Origin of the sequence: Arthrobacter sp. 'calajunan', assembly GCF_046940185.1 — a bacterium.
Lineage (GTDB): Bacteria > Actinomycetota > Actinomycetes > Actinomycetales > Micrococcaceae > Glutamicibacter > Glutamicibacter soli.
On the sequence record NZ_JBKZDY010000003.1, the window covers coordinates 434,131 to 451,087 of the forward strand.

The 16,957-nt window shown below is 62.1% G+C and carries 16 protein-coding genes; 8 read left to right on the forward strand and 8 right to left on the reverse strand.

What is annotated here, in order from left to right; all coding sequences use genetic code 11:
- Window positions 1-88 precede the first annotated feature (88 nt).
- Window positions 89-382, forward strand: a complete 294-nt coding sequence (locus RF641_RS06885; RefSeq protein WP_424572836.1) for a hypothetical protein — start codon at window positions 89-91, stop codon at window positions 380-382.
- On the opposite strand, the gene RF641_RS06890 is transcribed toward RF641_RS06885, so the two are convergent.
- From RF641_RS06890 to RF641_RS06900, 3 genes are all read right to left on the reverse strand, one after another.
- Window positions 369-1,370: an LLM class flavin-dependent oxidoreductase gene (locus RF641_RS06890; protein WP_424572865.1), complete on the reverse strand. Its 1,002-nt coding sequence runs from the start codon at window positions 1,368-1,370 to the stop codon at window positions 369-371. The genes RF641_RS06885 and RF641_RS06890 overlap by 14 nt on opposite strands.
- A 115-nt stretch (window positions 1,371-1,485) precedes the next feature.
- Window positions 1,486-1,689: a cold-shock protein gene (locus RF641_RS06895; RefSeq protein WP_028268826.1), complete on the reverse strand. Its 204-nt coding sequence runs from the start codon at window positions 1,687-1,689 to the stop codon at window positions 1,486-1,488.
- 293 nt (window positions 1,690-1,982) lie between these two features.
- The gene (locus tag RF641_RS06900; RefSeq protein ID WP_424572837.1) at window positions 1,983-3,500 is read right to left on the reverse strand and encodes an MFS transporter; all 1,518 of its coding nucleotides are present in this window, start codon (window positions 3,498-3,500) and stop codon (window positions 1,983-1,985) included.
- A 129-nt stretch (window positions 3,501-3,629) separates the two neighbouring features.
- On the opposite strand from RF641_RS06900, the gene RF641_RS06905 reads away from it, so the two are divergent.
- Together RF641_RS06905 and RF641_RS06910 are read left to right on the forward strand one after the other, a co-directional pair.
- Entirely contained in the window at window positions 3,630-4,184 is a 555-nt protein-coding gene (locus RF641_RS06905) for a TetR/AcrR family transcriptional regulator (protein ID WP_047119991.1), read from the forward strand.
- Between the two features lie 18 nt (window positions 4,185-4,202).
- On the forward strand, window positions 4,203-5,459 hold the full coding sequence (locus RF641_RS06910; RefSeq protein WP_047119990.1) for an MFS transporter: 1,257 nt from the start codon (window positions 4,203-4,205) through the stop codon (window positions 5,457-5,459).
- Between the two features lie 19 nt (window positions 5,460-5,478).
- Here RF641_RS06910 and RF641_RS06915 read toward each other — a convergent pair whose 3' ends face one another.
- On the reverse strand, window positions 5,479-6,135 hold the full coding sequence (locus RF641_RS06915; RefSeq protein ID WP_053798706.1) for a trimeric intracellular cation channel family protein: 657 nt from the start codon (window positions 6,133-6,135) through the stop codon (window positions 5,479-5,481).
- A gap of 67 nt (window positions 6,136-6,202) precedes the next feature.
- A complete protein-coding gene (locus RF641_RS06920) occupies window positions 6,203-6,742 on the reverse strand; it encodes a DUF1697 domain-containing protein (protein WP_424572838.1) in 540 nt (179 codons plus the stop codon).
- 74 nt (window positions 6,743-6,816) lie between these two features.
- On the opposite strand from RF641_RS06920, the gene RF641_RS06925 reads away from it, so the two are divergent.
- Entirely contained in the window at window positions 6,817-8,772 is a 1,956-nt protein-coding gene (locus tag RF641_RS06925; protein WP_424572839.1) for a prolyl oligopeptidase family serine peptidase, read from the forward strand.
- Window positions 8,773-8,790: 18 nt separating this feature from the next.
- Here the strand turns inward: RF641_RS06925 and RF641_RS06930 are convergent, their stop codons facing one another.
- Both RF641_RS06930 and RF641_RS06935 read right to left on the reverse strand, forming a co-directional pair.
- Entirely contained in the window at window positions 8,791-9,186 is a 396-nt protein-coding gene (locus tag RF641_RS06930) for an RNA-binding S4 domain-containing protein (protein ID WP_047119987.1), read from the reverse strand.
- A 39-nt stretch (window positions 9,187-9,225) separates the two neighbouring features.
- A complete protein-coding gene (locus RF641_RS06935; protein WP_244910834.1) occupies window positions 9,226-9,540 on the reverse strand; it encodes a hypothetical protein in 315 nt (104 codons plus the stop codon).
- A gap of 117 nt (window positions 9,541-9,657) precedes the next feature.
- Here RF641_RS06935 and RF641_RS06940 point away from each other — a divergent pair, with 117 nt between their 5' ends.
- The 3 genes from RF641_RS06940 (at window position 9,658) to RF641_RS06950 (ending at window position 13,543) form a co-directional block, all read left to right on the forward strand.
- On the forward strand, window positions 9,658-12,090 hold the full coding sequence (locus RF641_RS06940; RefSeq protein ID WP_424572840.1) for a Tex family protein: 2,433 nt from the start codon (window positions 9,658-9,660) through the stop codon (window positions 12,088-12,090).
- Between the two features lie 144 nt (window positions 12,091-12,234).
- Complete coding sequence (locus RF641_RS06945; protein ID WP_047119984.1) at window positions 12,235-12,726, forward strand: ferritin; 492 nt, start codon at window positions 12,235-12,237, stop codon at window positions 12,724-12,726.
- 169 nt (window positions 12,727-12,895) lie between these two features.
- Window positions 12,896-13,543: an SH3 domain-containing protein gene (locus RF641_RS06950; protein WP_053798700.1), complete on the forward strand. Its 648-nt coding sequence runs from the start codon at window positions 12,896-12,898 to the stop codon at window positions 13,541-13,543.
- Window positions 13,544-13,546: 3 nt separating this feature from the next.
- Here RF641_RS06950 and RF641_RS06955 read toward each other — a convergent pair whose 3' ends face one another.
- Entirely contained in the window at window positions 13,547-14,212 is a 666-nt protein-coding gene (locus RF641_RS06955; protein WP_181728059.1) for a response regulator transcription factor, read from the reverse strand.
- Window positions 14,213-14,726: 514 nt separating this feature from the next.
- Between RF641_RS06955 and RF641_RS06960 the strand changes: the two genes are divergently transcribed.
- Window positions 14,727-16,957 (forward strand): choice-of-anchor G family protein (locus tag RF641_RS06960; protein ID WP_424572841.1); only part of this gene is annotated, 2,231 nt, incomplete at its 3' end.

The window sequence follows — 16,957 nt, forward strand, 5'->3', positions numbered from 1 at the left end:
TCCTTCATCGAGGCTCCGCTGAAATTCACCGCCCCGGGGATCACCATTCCGCTGGGGTCGGGCATCGGGCGCCTGGTCTTCTTTGCGAGTGAACATCGTTGGAATCCTGCTGTTCATCGCCCTGCTGCTCGGCACGCCCAGGTGCGGCACCGACACGGCCTGGAAAGGGGGCGTGGGGATTGCCGGCCTCGTGCTGCTGCTGAAGAAGGCAGCGATCCGCCCCGGCTCGTCCCGCCGCACCGATGCGGTGCTGTCCGGGAACTTCGGGGGCGGATCGCTGTGGCACGACGCCTACATCGGAGCCGAAGGGGTATTGACCGTGGCGCTGGTTGTGCTGCTGGTCATGGCGGTGCGGCGCTGGGTGACGATCAGCGCGCGCTGACCAGCTCGGCGGCGTCGGCGGTCATCATGACCGATTCCAGGCGGGCCTGCTCGTCGGTCGGGTAGTGCACGGTGATCAATTCATCAGCCTGGGCTGTCTGCGCGAAATGCGCGAGGTACTCGGTGACCTGTTCGCCGGTGCCGACCGCCGAATACCGCATCATGTCCAGGATCTGCTGGGCCTGCGGCGTGTCCATGAGCATGTCGATTTCAGCCTCGGTGAACTCCTTGTCCGCTCCGCGGCCCAGGAAGCTGGCCACGCGGTGGCGGCGTGCGACATTGAACAGTTCATGGGCCCGTTCGCTGGTCTGCGCCGCCAGCACGCCGACGCCTGCGATGACGTACGGCTCGGAGAGCTGCTCGGAGGGGGTGAATTCCTCGCGGTACAGCTTTACCGCTTGGTGCAGGGCCGCGGGGGCGAAGTGCGATGCGAAGGAATATGGCAGGCCCAGCTGGGCTGCCAGCTTCGCCCCGAACAAGGACGAACCCAGGATGTACAGCGGGACGTTCGTTCCGGCCCCGGGGATGGCCTGCACCGAGGGGATGCGGGATTTGCCGGCGAGGTACGCCTGCAGTTCCAGCACGTCGTGCGGGAAGGAATCCGCGGCCGACGGATCGCGGCGCAATGCGCGCAGGGTCGTCATGTCGGTGCCCGGGGCACGGCCCAGGCCCAGGTCGATGCGGTCGCCGAAAATCGTGGCCAGGGTGCCGAACTGCTCCGCGATCACCAACGGCGAGTGGTTCGGGAGCATGACGCCGCCGGATCCCAAGCGGATGCGCTCGGTGTGGTGGGCGATGTGGCCAATCAGCACGGAGGTCGCACTGGAGGCGATGTTCGGCATGTTGTGGTGTTCGGCGTACCAGATGCGTTCGTAGCCGTGGCGTTCAGCGGTTTGCGCAAGCCGGACGGATGATTTGAATGAGTCTGCAATTGAGCCGCCGGGAGACACCGGGGCGAGGTCCAAAATCGATAGCTTCACCTTGGGCATAACCATGTGCCGGCTGCGTCTATTCCGTGGCGGGCACGGAAAAACCGATGGGTGGCTATCCATTGCGGATAGCCACCCATCGGGTGAAGTCAGGCGTTAGTGCCAAAGACCTTCTTTAGAGAGCACGGATGTCTGCAGCCTGCAGACCCTTTGGACCCTCAACTACTTCGAACTCAACCTTCTGGCCCTCGTCCAGGGTGCGGAAGCCCTGGGTCTGGATTGCGGTGAAGTGTGCGAAGACGTCTGGATCGCCGCTGTCTGGAGCGATGAAGCCGAAGCCCTTTTCAGCGTTGAACCACTTGACGATTCCGGTTGCCATATTCTTATTTGGTCCTTTCAGACGTTTCTCGCCATGGTTTGTGCGGCGAGCTTGGTTGTATCCACGCAAGTTCCACGCTGGTTGCGCGAGGTGAACTTGCGAAGCAGCCAAGTCATTCACTTCACGTCTAGAAGGGGTTCGCGCCAACCAGGGATGGTCCGACATTCACAAACTTCTAAAGGGTACTTCGCGAATTACTTTGGAACTACACTGCCTAGCCTACGTGGTCAAAGTCGACTTTTGAATAACTTTGCAGCAATTTATCGAAAATTCGAGATATCGTCGCGAAAGCTTCACTTCACGGCTGGTTTGATGATTTTCACGACCATGACCGCAGCGATCAGCGAAAGCACCGCGGCGATGCCCGAGGTGAACAGCACGCCGTGGTCGAAAGCCTGCGCGGCGGATTCGATCAGGGCCTGCGCCGAGGCCGGGTCCAGACCCGCAGCCACGTGGTGCGCGCCGCTGAGGGTTTCGCCCGCCTGGGCCGCCGCATCGGGGGAGATGCTGCGCGGCACCTTGAGGTTCGAGCTGTAGACAGTGTTCAGGATGGTGCCCAGCACGGCGGTGCCCAGCACGGCGCCGACCTCGTACGCGGTCTCGGAAATGGCCGAGGCAGCCCCGGCCTTGGAAGCCGGCACCGCGGCCAGCGCCATGTCGTTGGACAGCGTTTCGGTCATGCCGATGCCGATGCCCAGCACGCAGAAGGCTGCCATGAGCAGCACGACGTTCGGGTTGCTGCCCGCCACGATCACCATGGTGTAGGCCGTGGCCGAGAACAGCAGGCCCAGGATCATGATGTTCGGCGAACCGAAGCGCTTGGACAGCGGGACGGAGAGCAGGCCGAAGCCCATGGTCAGGATCAGGCCCGGAGTCATCAACAGTCCGGCCTCGATCGGGCTGTAGCCGGCGATCAGCTGCAGGTGCTGGGAGACGAAGTAGATGAAGCCGACCAGCGAGAACACGCCGATGAGGTTCACGATCAGCGAGCCGGAGAAGCGGCCGTTGTTGAACAGGCGGACGTCGATCATCGGCTTGTCGGAGCCCAGCTGGCGCCGCACGAAGGTCACGCCGCACACCACCGCCAGTGCCAGGGCGCCCAGCGGGATGTACCACGGGCTGCTCGAGAAGGACTTGATGGCGTAGGTGAATGGCAGCAGGGTCATCACGATCAGCAGGATCGAGACCGGATCCACGCGTCCCGGGTTCGGGTCCTTGGACTCCGGAACCAGGATCAGCCCGCCGATCAGCAGCGGCAGCAGCATCGGGACGGCGATCAGGAAGACCGAGCCCCACCAGAAGTGTTCCAGCAGCAGGCCGCCGACGATCGGGCCGAGCACCGAGCCGCCGGAGAAGGCAGAGGCCCAGACAGCGATCGCGGTGCGGCGTTCGGTGTCCTCGGTGAAGATATTGCGGATCAGCGACAGCGTGGCAGGCATCAGCATCGCGCCGAAGATGCCCAGCAGGGCGCGGGCGGCGATCAGCTGGCTCGCGTCGGTGGCGAACGAGGCCAGCGCGGAGACAATGGCGAAACCCGAGGCGCCGATCAGCAGCAGCCGGCGGCGTCCGATGCGGTCGCCCAGCGAGCCGAACGGCACCAGCAGGCCGGCGAGGATCAGCGGGTAGATGTCGATGATCCACAGCAGCTGCGCGCCGCTGGGGGAGAGGGCTTCGGAAATCGCCGGAACCGCGAAGGTGAGCACGGTGTTGTCCACCGAAATCAGCAGCACCGGGAAGAGGAGCGCTACCAGCGCCGCCCAACGTCGCGGCTTGGACAGCGTTGAGGTGTGGTCGGAGAGCAGTGGGCTCATGGGTATCATCCTGATGATCGTTAACGGGGCTGAATGCCTGAACAATTCGTAACTATACCGTCTGGACGGTATAGTTACAATTCTTGGGTATGGTTGTATCCATCACTTCAACTAATCGAATGGAGTCCCATGGCAAGGCCGGCGGCAGCGCGCGTCAAGGTTCTGGACGCATACATCTCATTGCTCTGCGAGGAAGGCGAGCGTGCGGCAACCCTGGAAGCGACCGCCGCGCTGGCCGGGGTGTCCAAGGGCGGGCTGCTGTACCACTTCGCCTCGAAGGAAGCCCTGGCCGATGCGGTTATTAAGTTAAGTGAAGAACTGATCCTGATCGACCTGAAGGACATGGCCCAGGCTGAAGAGGGGCCCGCCGCCTACTTCATCCGGACCAGCGCCGAGGTGAACACCGAACTGGACCGCCTGCTGGTGGCCCTGCATAGGCTTGCGCATTCGGGGGTTGAAGCGGCCACCGCGCAGATGGAAAGCATCAACGAGCGCTGGCTGGCCGCGCTCATGGAGGAAATCGGCGACAAGGATATCGCCCATCTGGTGATGCTGGTCAGCGAGGGGCTTTATGCTTTCTCCGGTACTCCGGGCACCTGGTACGCCCGCCATTTTGAAGGTAACCTGTCTCACTTACTAGAGTTGGTTCCGCAACTGAAAAAGTTGGGAACTAACAACCAGTAGTCAGCGGAGAACCAATCGATGTCGAATGCCAGCCCGAAAACCTCACTCAAGGGAAGAATCGGGGCACTGCTGGGCATTCTGCTGATGGCCCTGTCCCTGCGCGCAGCGGTCGTTTCCGTGCCGCCGCTGCTGGCCCGGATCCAGGTCGACATCGAATTCACCGAGTTCACCATCGGCCTGCTCGCCACCCTGGCGCCCATCGTCTTCGCTTGCTTCGGCCTGCTGACGCCGCGCCTGATCCGCTCCTTCGGGCTTGAGAAGACCCTCATCACCGCCATCGCGCTGGCCGTGGTCGGGCAGGTGGCCCGCGTCTTCATGCCCGAGGTCTATTCCTTCCTGGCGCTGTCGATCATCGCGCTGGCCGGATACGGCATGGGCAACGTGGTGCTCCCGCCGCTGGTCAAGAAATACTTCCCCGACCGCATCGGACTGGTGACCAGCGGCTACGTCACGATGCTTGCGGTAGGCACTTGGATGGCCCCGCAGTTCTCGGTGCCGCTGGCCAACGCCAGCGACTGGAAGATCTCCATCGGTTCCTGGGCGCTGCTGTCGATGATCGTCCTGGTGCCGTGGATCATCCAGCTGGTGGCCGACCGCAATGTGGACCGCCCGGACCAGCCGGTGCAGGCGGTCGGCGCGGCGCAGCCAATCGCGAAGATCAATCCGTGGAAGTCCAAGGTCGCCTGGGGCTTGGCCATCTTCCTGGCCGGCAATTCCGCGCAGACCTACGTGTACTTCACCTGGCTGCCGCCGTACCTGCAGGACCGCGGGCTGAGCGAGCTGTCCGCCGGCAACATGCTGGCCCTGTTCGCGATCCTCGGCCTGCCGGTCTCCCTCCTGGTGCCGCTGTGGGTTCCGCGCCTGAAGAATCCGATCATCGCTGTGCTGATCTTCACCGCCTGCTGGGTTTCGGGGCACCTTGGCATCTACCTGTCTCCCACCGAAGGCACCGTGCTGTGGGTCTGCCTGGCCGGTCTGGGCCAGGGAACCTTTGCCATCGCCCTGCTCATGATGAATCTGCGCTCGCGCACCACGTACGGATCCGGCGTGCTTTCGGGATTCGCCCAGGGCCTGGGTTACGCCGGCGCGGGCATCGTTCCGCTGCTGTTCGGCGTGGTGCAGAAGTCCACCGGCTCGTGGGGCCCTGCCTTCGCGATGCTCGGGGCCTGTGTGCTGGTGATGCTCATCGGCGCGATCATCATCAACCCGTCGCGCACCATCGAGGACAGCGTGGAAGGCTCCGAGAAAGCCGGCCGGCTCGAACGCATCGGGTAGGTTCCCGGGCGCCCGTGGCCTAGAAGTTCCGACGTGGCCCGTCGCCGTGGTTCGGGATGTTCGGCTGCCGGTGCCAATGGCCGGCCGCCAGCGGGACGCTCCAGCCGAACCGGATCGAGGCCAGCCGCAAGACGAAGGTCAATCCGGCGATGCCAGTGCCAACCGCGATATTCAGCACATCGAAGTGCCAGGCGAACGCGGTGGCGGTGGCGCCGAGGATGGCCGGGAGGGCGTAGACGTCGCGGGGGTTGAACAAATCCGGGGTGACGTTCGAGATGACATCGCGCAGCATGCCGCCGCCCACGCCAGTGATCACCCCGAGCAGCACCGCGGTCACCGGGTTCACGTCGTTCTCCAGCGCCTTCATGGTGCCGGTCATGCAGAACAGCCCCAATCCCGCCGCGTCGAAGATCTGCACCAGCCGGTGCAGCTTCTGTACCGCAGGAGTGAAGGCGTACACGCACAGCGCTGCCAGCACCGGCGGCAGGAAATACACCGGATGCGCGAAGGTGGCGGGGGACTGGTTCAGGATCAGGTCGCGGACCACGCCACCGCCCAGGCCGGTGACGCCGCCGAGGAACGCCGATCCGAGCATGTCGAATCCTCGCCGCGCCGCCATCAGCGATCCTGAGACGGCAAAAAAGAAAATACCAACGAGTTCGATAAGGGTCAGCATTCACGGACTTTCACTGAGGATCCAACGGCAAAAAAGCGCAACGCTCAATTATTGCCCGTGAAGGCGCTCAGCGAATAATCGCCGCCAGCTTCACCAAGGTGTTGTGGTTCCGGGTCGTGATCACCCGCTTGCGGGCCTGGGCGGTGGTGAGCTTGGCCAGCGGATCGGTGGTGCTCTGCCCCTTGCGCACGATCCAGCACAGAGCCCTGCCCAGCACGTCCACCGCCGGCTGCGGATCAAGGCCGCGGGCCAGCTCGCAGAGCTCCGCCGCATCGGCGGCGGATTCGCACAGGGTGAGGTATCCGTGGTGCTCGGCCGCGGGCTCGGGCAGTTCCAGGACGAAGGGCTGCGCCAGCTGGAGGATCTCCTCCCGGGTATAGACCAGTGTGGGAATGCTCCGGCCGTAGCGCTCCTCCAGCAGCTCGTTGCACCGCCGCTGCACCGCCTGCGCCTCGGAGAGCTCGGATTCGAGGACCACGTTGCCGCTGGCCAGCAGCGTGCGCACCTCGGTGAAGCCGCCGTCGGTCAGCAACGAGGCCAAATCCTTCATCAGGACCTTGACCCCGCCCACGTTCACGCCGCGCAGAAAGACCGCAAAAGTTGTCATGAGTTAATCCAAGCCGAACATCTTTGTACTTGTCGAGGGTCGTTTGGCATCAAAAATCTGGTTAGGATCGAATCATGCCTTCGAAACTGCCCTACGGATCCTGGCCCTCGACTATTTCCGCGAACGACGTCGCCGCGGGGACCAAACCACTAGGCGGTGCATGCTTCCACGGGCAGAACGTCATCGTCCAGGAAGGCCGCCCCGCAGAAGGCGGACGCATCACCCTGGTCAGCTACCCGCTGGATCAGCCGGGTGAACCAATCGAGTTGATCAGCAAGCCCTACAACGTCCGCTCACGGGTCCACGAGTACGGCGGTGCCAGCTGGAAGCTGGTCACCGGGCGCCTGCAGGACGCCATCGTCTTCACCAACTTCGCCGACCAGCGGGTGTACCTGCAGCAGCTCGGGCAGGTTACCCCGATCGCACTGACCCCGGACTCGATGTCCGGCGGGAACCCGCAGCTGCGCTTCGCGGAGTTCATCGACGGACCCAACCGCAGCGTGCTGGCCATCATGGAAGACCTGCGCTCCGAGCCGGTGCGCCACATCGTGCAGATCCCGCTGGACGGCTCCGCGGCCCAGGACGCCACCCGTATCCGGGTGCTCACCGCGCCGGCCCGCTTCGTGGCCGCGCCCCGGCTGAGCCCCTCGGGAAAGATGCTGACCTGGATCAGCTGGGAACACCCGAACATGCCCTGGGACGGAACGCAGCTGCACCTGGCCGAGGTGGCAGGCAACGGGCAGCTGGAAGACACCGTGATCGCCGGGGCCCAAGACATCTCGATCATGCAGCCCGAATGGGTGGACGAGGACCGCATCGCGTACGTCAGCGACGAATCCGGCTGGTGGAATCCCTACATCCACCAGGTCAGCTCCGCCCGCGCCACCCGGCTGGTGGACCGCGCCGCGGAATTCGCGGGACCGCTGTGGCAGGTCGGAAGTGCCTGGTACGTGCTGGAGGACCAGCGCACCCTGCTGTGCTCCTACGGCACCGGTACCACCAAGCTGGCACGGGTCCATGCGCTGACCGGGGGACTGGAGGACTTGCCGCTGCCCTTCACCCGGGTGCGCCCGCTGCAGGTGCGCGACGGCTGGCTGCTGGCCGGAACCTCCTCGATGACCCAGGGCGAGCAGATCACGCTGGTCAACCTTGACACCCTGGAGCACCGCGCCGTCGCCGGTTCCATCGCGCGGCTTCCTGATCCGGCCATGCTGCCGCAGGTCGAGGAATTCGAGTGCACGAACGTGGCCGGCCAATCGGTCCACGCGCTGCTGTACCGCCCGCGCCAGGACGGCTTGACCGGCCTGGACGGCGAGCTGCCGCCCTATGTCACCTTCGTGCACGGCGGGCCCACCGCGCAGGCCGCGGCCACGCTCAATGCAACCATCGCCTACTACACCTCGCGCGGCATCGGCGTGGTGGACGTGAACTACGGCGGCTCCACCGGATACGGCCGCGACTACCGCAACCGCCTGCGCGGCCAGTGGGGCGTCGTGGATGTTGCGGATACCGTCTCGGTGATCAAGGCGCTGGTGGCCCGCGGGATCGCGGATCCGGCGCGCGTGGGCATCGAAGGCGGCAGTGCCGGCGGATGGACGGTGCTCAGCGCGTTGACCAACTCCGAGGTGTTCCGCGCCGGGATCAGCCGCTACGGCGTCTCGGACCTGGTCGCCCTGATGCAGGACACCCATGATTTCGAGTCCCAGTACATGTTCTCGCTGGTCGGGCCATACCCCGAAGCCGCGGACCTGTATGAGAAGCGCGCGCCGATCAACCACGTGTCAAAGATTTCCTGTCCGGTCCTGTTGCTGCAGGGGGACGAGGACCTTGTGGTTCCTCCGTCGCAGTCGCAGGTCGTGGCCGACGCGCTCGCCGCCCGCGGCATTCCCCATGCCTACATCCTGTTTGCCGGGGAGCAGCACGGTTTCCGCCAATCGGAGAACATCATCAGCGCCCTGGAAAGCTCGCTGGCCTTCTACGCGCAGATCTTCGGCTTCGAAACCGATGCCCCGGCCATCGAGCTGTCGTAGCGCGGCGGATGACCCGGCCTAGTCTTCGGGGTCGATCCAGGAGGCCCTCAGGCGATCCATTTCGCGGCGGTCCTTCTTGGTGGGGCGGCCTGCACCGCGTTCGCGCACCGGAACCTGCGGGATGATGATTTTCTCGCGCGGTTCGCTGTGGTCGATGTAGCATTTCACGGCCACGGAGGCGCTCATGCGCTTGGATATCAGGCCGACGACTTCCAGCTCGCGATCGAAGCCGTTCTTGCGCACACGCACGCGGTCGCCCGGAACCACCGGCTGCGCGGCCTTTGCGGACACTCCATTCAGCCTCACATGGCCGGCGCGGCAGGCAGCCGTCGCCTCGGACCGCGTCTTGTAGGCGCGGACAGCCCAAAGCCAGGCATCAATTCGGATTTTACCGGTTGTCGGAATTTCGAGCATGAAAAAAGTCTAGGTCAGGACCTGAGCGGGCCGCGCGCACTAGTTGGCTTGGGCGGTCGCGTCGTCGCAGGCCTGCACGAGGCGTTCCTGCAATCGGGTGGACACCGAGTCGCCGGAATCGGCCAGATCGTTCAGGACGTCAACCAGATCCTGTGGCAGGCCCCCGCCTTCTACCGCACCGACCAGCGATGTCAGTACACGCAGTTCGCTCGCGTCGATTCGACCGTCCTGGATCGGCGCGCAAGCCTGCCGGACGATTTCCTTGGATGCCGCATCGGTGAGCTCGTTGGCCGCCGAATTCGCCGTGTCCTGGATGACCGAGCAGCCCGCGCTGAAGAGTGTTGCCGATGACACCAGAAGCAGGATTGCCGCGTTCCGAACCTTTACTTTCCCCATGGCAATAAATCTTAGCCGCGAACTTTTGGGATCTCCTGAAAGCCAGCCGAGTCGATCATTAGAACCGAAACGCTCATGGGGCACAATGGTTCGGTGAGTAGCGATCAGAAGAACAACGCAGTCAGCAATGCCACCGAACAGCGCATCATCGAGGTGCTGGCCCGGGAACTGTCCGTCGAATCGATGGTGCAGCCCTGGCAGGTCAAGGCCGCTATTGAACTGCTGGATTCCGGATCGACGGTGCCCTTCATTGCGCGCTACCGCAAGGAAGTCACCGGCATGCTCAGCGACAGCCAGCTGCGACTGCTCGAAGAACGCCTGCGCTACCTGCGCGAACTCGAAGACCGCCGCGTGGTGGTCCGCGAAGCTATTTCCGAAGCCGGCAAGCTGACCGACCAGCTCGATGCGGCCATCACCGCAGCGAGCACCAAATCCGAGCTGGAGGACATCTACCTCCCGTTCAAGTCCAAGCGCCGCACCAAGGCCCAGATTGCCCGCGAAGCCGGCCTGGAGCCGCTGGCGGACCTGCTGCTCACCAATCCGCAGACCGACCCGGCGGCCGCTGCCGCCGACTATCTCAACGCCGACGCCGGATTCCCGACAGATCTGGAGGTGCTTTCCGGAGCCCGTTCAATCGTCACCGAGCGGGTTTCCCAGGATGTCGTGCTGGCGGCAGACCTGCGAGAGCGCCTGTGGACCAACGGCAAGATCGGCGCCAGCGTCGCCGCCGGAGCCACAGCGGAAGGCCAAGGCAAGTACTCCGACTATCTGGACTACGTGGCGGACTTGGACAACCTGCCATCCCACCGCGTGCTCGCGCTGCTGCGCGGGGAACGCGACGGGGTGCTGAACCTTCAGCTGGCCGAGGCGGACCCGCGCGACGCGGAAGCCGTTGACCAGGCCCGCGCAGGCTACGAGAACGCGATCGCCGCTTCGCTGGGAATCAATGCCCCGGCTGACGCCCCGGCCGGCAAGTGGCTGGCCCAGACCGTGCGCCTGGCCTGGAAGGCCCGCCTGCTCACCCGCTTCGAATCGGATCTGCGTTCGCGCCTGTTCGAGGAAGCCGAGGACGCCTCGGTGAAGATCTTCGCCGCGAACCTGCGCGACGTGCTGCTGGCCGCACCGGCCGGCAACAAGGCAGTTCTGGGGCTGGATCCGGGACTGCGCACCGGCGTCAAGGTCGCAGTCGTGGACCTGACCGGCAAGTCCATCGAGACTGCCACCATCTACCCGCACGCACCGGCGAACAAGTGGAACGAATCGGTCGCGATCCTGACCCGGCTGGCGCAGAAGCACGGCACCACCTTGATCGCAGTGGGCAACGGCACCGCAGGGCGCGAAACCGACCGGCTGGCCGCCGAAGTCATCAAGGCACTGGGTACCGCCGAGGTCAGCAAGGTCATCGTCTCGGAGGCCGGTGCCTCGGTGTACTCGGCTTCCGAACTGGCAAGCCAGGAGCTGCCGGGCATGGACGTGTCGCTGCGCGGCGCGGTTTCCATCGCCCGCCGGTTGCAGGATCCGCTGGCTGAACTGGTCAAGATCGACCCCAAGTCCATCGGCGTGGGCCAGTACCAGCACGATGTCACCGCCTCGAAGCTCGACCGCGCGCTGGACGCCGTGGTTGAGGACTGCGTGAACGCCGTGGGCGTCGACGTGAACACCGCGTCCCCGTCGCTGCTGGCCCGCGTGGCCGGCGTCGGACCGCTGCTGAGCCGCAACATCGTCGAGCACCGCAACGCCAACGGGCCCTTCGCCACGCGCAAGGACCTGCTCAAGGTGCCGCGCCTCGGCGCCAAGGCATTCGAGCAGTGCGCTGGATTCCTGCGCATCACCGGCGGCGAGGAACCGCTTGACGCCTCTTCGGTGCACCCGGAAGCCTACGACCTGGCCCGCGCACTGCAGAAGGCCGCCGCGCAGCAGGGCCGCCGCCTTGAGGAACTGAAGCCTGCGGACTTCGTCACCGAGCAGTTCGGCGAACCGACCATCCGCGACGTGGTGGCAGAGCTGCAGCGTCCGGCCCGCGACCCGCGCGGTGAATTCGTCACTGCGACGCTGAAGGAAGGCGTTGAATCAATCGGCGACGTCAAGCCGGGAATGATCATGGAAGGCACAGTCTCCAACGTGGCGGCGTTCGGCGCCTTCGTCGATCTGGGTGTGCACCAGGACGGGCTGATCCACGTGTCGGCGATGAGCACCAAGTTCATCTCGGATCCGCGCGAAGTGGTCAGCTCCGGGCAGATCGTCAAGGTCAAGGTGCTGGAGGTGGATACGGACCGCAAGCGCATCTCGTTGACCCTGCGACTGGATGATGAGCTGCCGGCCGTCGGCGAATCCGGCAAGCCGAACGGGCAGCGCGAGCGCAGCCCGCGCGGCCACGGACAGAATTCCCGCTCCGGACAGCAGCGCTCGGGCAACCGGGGCCGGCCGAATGGCGGCAACCGGGCCGAAGCTCCTTCGGGAAACACGGCCATGGCAGAAGCCCTGCGGCGGGCAGGATTGGGCAAATAGGACGTGCATGTTCGCCTTCCCTAAGTTAGGTTAGTGCGGGCTATGTCAACCCGGGCCCAACTAGGGTTTATCGCCTAATTCCAGTACGACTAAGTGAGTCCAAACTTCGATGACAACGGTTTTGAAGCGTTCTAGTCTAAAGACATGGAACTTACAGGAAAACTGGCAGAAGCCTTCAACACGCAGGTAACCCTCGAACTGACTGCTGCAACGGTTTACCGCCAGCTGGCAGTTGAAATGGATATCATGAGCCTTCCTGGCATCGCCGGTTGGTTCCGAGCCCAGGCCGCTGAAGAAATCGTCCATGCTGAAAAGTTCATGGACCACATGACCGACCGATCAGCACACCCGAGGATCGGCGAGCAGTCGGCTCCCGTAGTCAACGTGAAATCCGTTGCGGATGCCTTCGCTGCATCCTTGGCCCACGAGCAGAAGGTCTCGGAAGCGATCCGCGAGCTGTACCGCTTGGCGCAGACCGAGGGGGATATCGACTCGCTTCCGTTGCTGCACTGGTTCATCGACGAACAGGTCGAAGAAGAAGCCACGGTCTCCGAGATCCTGGACCGTGTCAACTTGATCGGAAACGACGGCAACGGACTGCTTCGCCTGGATTCCGAATTGGGCGCGCGCAAGTGAAACTAATACGCAGAAGAACCAACTTCTAAAAATGGAATAAACTTAGGGGAAGCGACATTTGTTGCTTCCCCTAAGTTTTCTTTTTGAGGTGCTCGTGAATCAGATGGGTTATTCGCAGTCAACGGCTCGTTCGTCGTCGGCATCGCGTACGCATCGAACCACGGCACCATTGAAACTGCGCAAGGGCGCAGGCCGGCACTACCTGGTGCAAAGCAATTTGGATCAGGGAACCGAGCTGACCTTGGTCAAGGTGCACGGTTCGTGGGCGCACGTCTATGTTCACAAGATTTATGGATGGGTGCCGAACATTTATCTGGAACCGATTCCGGCGGAGTTCGATGAGCCTGTGGTTAACCAGTCTGACGACGATCACGACGAACGAACCCTCTCACGTTACTCCCTGGTCGAGACGACGCACTCGACCACCGCGACCCTCAATCTGCGCAAGGGCAGCGGCACCGGATATCCGGTGCTCATGGTGATCGATCAGGGCGCCAAGGTGCGTCTGCTGCTCCAGCAGGGGCTGTGGTCCCAGATCCAATGCGGAAAGCTGCACGGCTGGGTGCCGAGCATGTACCTTCACGAGCTGCCGGCCCGACCTGCAAAGGGCGGATTGATGGCAGTTCCCAATCAGCGTGCGCTGACTACGATCGGCTTGAACGCACGTCGCGGACCGGGCGACCACTACGGTTTGGCGCGCATCCTCCAGGCGGACACCGCCGTGGTGATTGTCGCCCGACAGGGTGCCTGGCGACAGATCGACCGCGACGGTGAACAAATGTGGATCCCGGCCAGCCAGCTGCGCACTGTCTACTAGAACTCAGGCAATCTGCAGATCAGCGGACGTGATCAGGCCGGTTTCCGCCGCAATGACTGCAAGCTGCACCCGGTTTGTCACCGAAAGCTCATCCATGATGCGTGCCAGATAGAGTTTCACCGAGCCCTCACTGATGTGCACCGCACGGGAAATCTGGACATTGGTCAGACCTGCGGCAACCAGGCTGACCAGCTGCCGGTCGCGTCCGGACAATGCCCGGATAATCGTCTGGTTTTCCGTGCGCTTCTCCATGCGAACCGGGTACTCCCAGCCATCCGTTGGCGGAGCGAACAACTGGTACCCGGCGGCCACCATGCGCAGCGCACTGGGCAATTCCGTGCTGATGGAACTCTTGGAGATGATTCCTGAGCTTCCCGCATCGTAGGCCTGTGTCACTTCGTCGCGGTTGTACCTGGTAGCCAACACGACCACTTTGCTGTTTGGCGCCGCGGCTACGATTTGGCGGACGGACTTGAAAAGGCTGTCTCCGCTCAGCGAAGTCTCCAATAGAATAATGTCTGGCTTTGTCTGCGATGCGTTCTCCAACGCTTCAGCCATCGATCCTGCAATAGATTCAACGACGATATCTCGTTCTGCTGTCAGTGCACCTACGATTCCGGCACGCGAAAAATGATCGCTGTCGGCAAGATGAACTCGAATTTCAGTCATTGGGGGCATCCTTGGCTTGGCTTCCGTCAACTCAGGCCTGCAGCATCTTGCCCCTCACGTCCCCGCGTGATCCCGTGCTGCAACTAGGTTCATTCTATGGCCAAGCAGTTAGAGGAAATAACCCCACCGGCAAATGTTAATTGTTCACTTGACCAGTTGCAGAGTGAGCCAATCCTCTTTACGAATTCTGTTAACCGGCGAGAACGCCGAAGATACGCGCAAGCAGAGAAATAAGTTACCGCGCATTTTATCCCATTAGTGATGGAAATTATCCAACTGGATAGAAAATATGACCTCAATCTGCCAAGAAATAGCTGAAAGAAACCTGAGTGCGCAGATACCTCGCACCTAGGGTCGATATGGGGCTTGCCTAAAGTTCCGCGATCACAAACAACCAGGGAGGACTGCGGTGCAAGATAGTCATTTGCCGCCTGAGAAGAAGGGTGCGGCCCCTCGTGCTGCTCGTCGGGTTCTAGCCGGCGCTGTAGTTACAAGTCTGTTTATCGCACCATGTGTGACCGCCGCTTATGCGGCACCGACAGATACGTCCGAGGCTCTAGGCCGGACAATCGACCTTAATCTATTGACGATTCCTGTAGCAGATGCAGGATTCGCACACTCCGGAAGTCCGAGTTCACCGGCTGCGGAACACGCACCTTTGAACGTAAGCGCGCTTGGCGCGCTAAATCTGGATCTGGGGCAGGGTCTGCAACTTCCACTTATCGGCGAGGCAGGCACTGGGCTCCTTCAGCTCGGCCAAGCCGGCGTGCTCAATTCTTTCGCTGAGGCTTCATCGGCCACCAGCGCCAAGGCTGGAGCCGGTGCAGTAAGCGCAAACGGCGCGATTGCGCTGGATGCCGAGGGCTCGGACTCAATGATGGCGAATATTGATCTGACTAAGTTGCTTGAGCAACTTGAGGTCGACAATCTGACTGACGCGCTAATTGATGAAGCGTCCTTGGAAATTGGCGCTCTCGGCTCGACTGCTGAGAAGACGAACGGTTCCGTGAAGACCGAATACTTGATCGCTGGCGCCAATGCAACGATCAGCAGCCCCGCTGTTGAAGGGCTGACTACCTCACTTGGCGGTGTGGTTGACGGACTCGGCACTACGTTGAATACGACGCTGTCGTCTGATGGTGTCTTGGGAACCATTACTTCTGGTCTCGAAGCTATCGATATTGATCTGAGGCCCTTGGCCCGGATCGGCGTTACTGATTCCAAGGTTGCGCTCGACGGTGTAGATGCTGCATTGAACCAGGTGAAGACCGATGTGCTGCAAGGCGTCATCACCTCCGAAACTGGCCTTGTTTCGATCGACCTGAGCACAGGAGAAGTCTCAGTTGATCTGTCTAAGGTAACGACCGGTGGTCTGAACGGGAAAACGGCAAACTATGAGCTTCTTAGCGCGGAAGCGGTTCAGGAAATTGCCGATGAAGTTACTTCGGCCCTGTCCAGTATTATCACCGATCTGCGAGATGCACTTGTCGCAGCTCTAGACGAAATTGATATCGTGGTCGATCTGGGCCTGGAAGCACGACTCTTGGTACCTTTGGCAACGGGTGACGCGAAAATTACGGGCAGCGTCGCAAGCTTCCTTGGGCTAGTGGATACTGAGCCAACTACCGTTGTGAACTTGAACCTTGCAGGACTCAACCTTGGTGCGCTCGTCACACCGCTCGTTGAGGGCGTCGTTGGAGTCGTCGGTGGAGCCATCGGTCCGGTTCTTAACCCAGTGGTTGATGGGCTTGCCGGAACTATCACGGGCATTGTTGATGGCGTAACCAAGCCGCTTGAACCTGTGCTTGAAGGCGTTTTGAATGAAATCGTTGAAGTCACCCTGAACGAACAGGGCAAAACCACCATCGACGATCCGAGCGTAGACCCTGACTCTACGCAAGAAGCGGACTACGTGACTGCTTTGTCCGTGACTTTGCTGCCAGGAATGGGCGAGCAAGCGAATAAAGTTTCGCTGGCTCGTTCGGAAGTTCGTGCTGATGATCAGGCGACGGCAAAGGTCGAGATCTTATCGCCAGAAGATTCTTCCGTACTAGAGCCTGGTGATGTTGAAGTGACGGGCAAGGGCGAGCCTGGTACTGAGATTCTGGTTGCCCTTGACGGTGGTGAAGCAGTTTCTGTAGTGGTTGATCCTGACGGCAACTGGCGGCACGTCTTCACTGGTGTTCCTGAAGGTGAACATTTCATCACCGCAGCAGATGAGCTTACTAATGATCGGGTTGATTTCAAATCCGAAGCTCAAAGTTCGGGGGAAAACGTCTCAGATAACACTGCGGATAATACCGCTGTGAACACTGCGGATAACGCGGCTGAGAACACCGATGCGAACACGGATGTGAACACTGCGGATAACGCGGCTGAGAACACCGATGCGAACACGGATGTGAACACTGCGGATAACGCGGCTGCGAACACCGATGCGAACACCGATGCGAACACCGATGCGAACACGGATGCGAACACTGCGGATAACGCGGCTGCGAACACCGATGCGAACACCGATGCGAACACGGATGTGAACACTGCGGATAACGCGGCTGCGAACACGGATGTGAACACTGCGGATAACGCGGCTGCGAACACCGATGCGAACACGGATGTGAACACTGCGGATAACGCGGCTGCGAACACCGATGCGAACACGGATGTGAACACTGCGGATAACGCGGCTGCGAACACCGATGCGAACACGGATGTGAACACTGCGGATAACGCGGCTGCGAACAC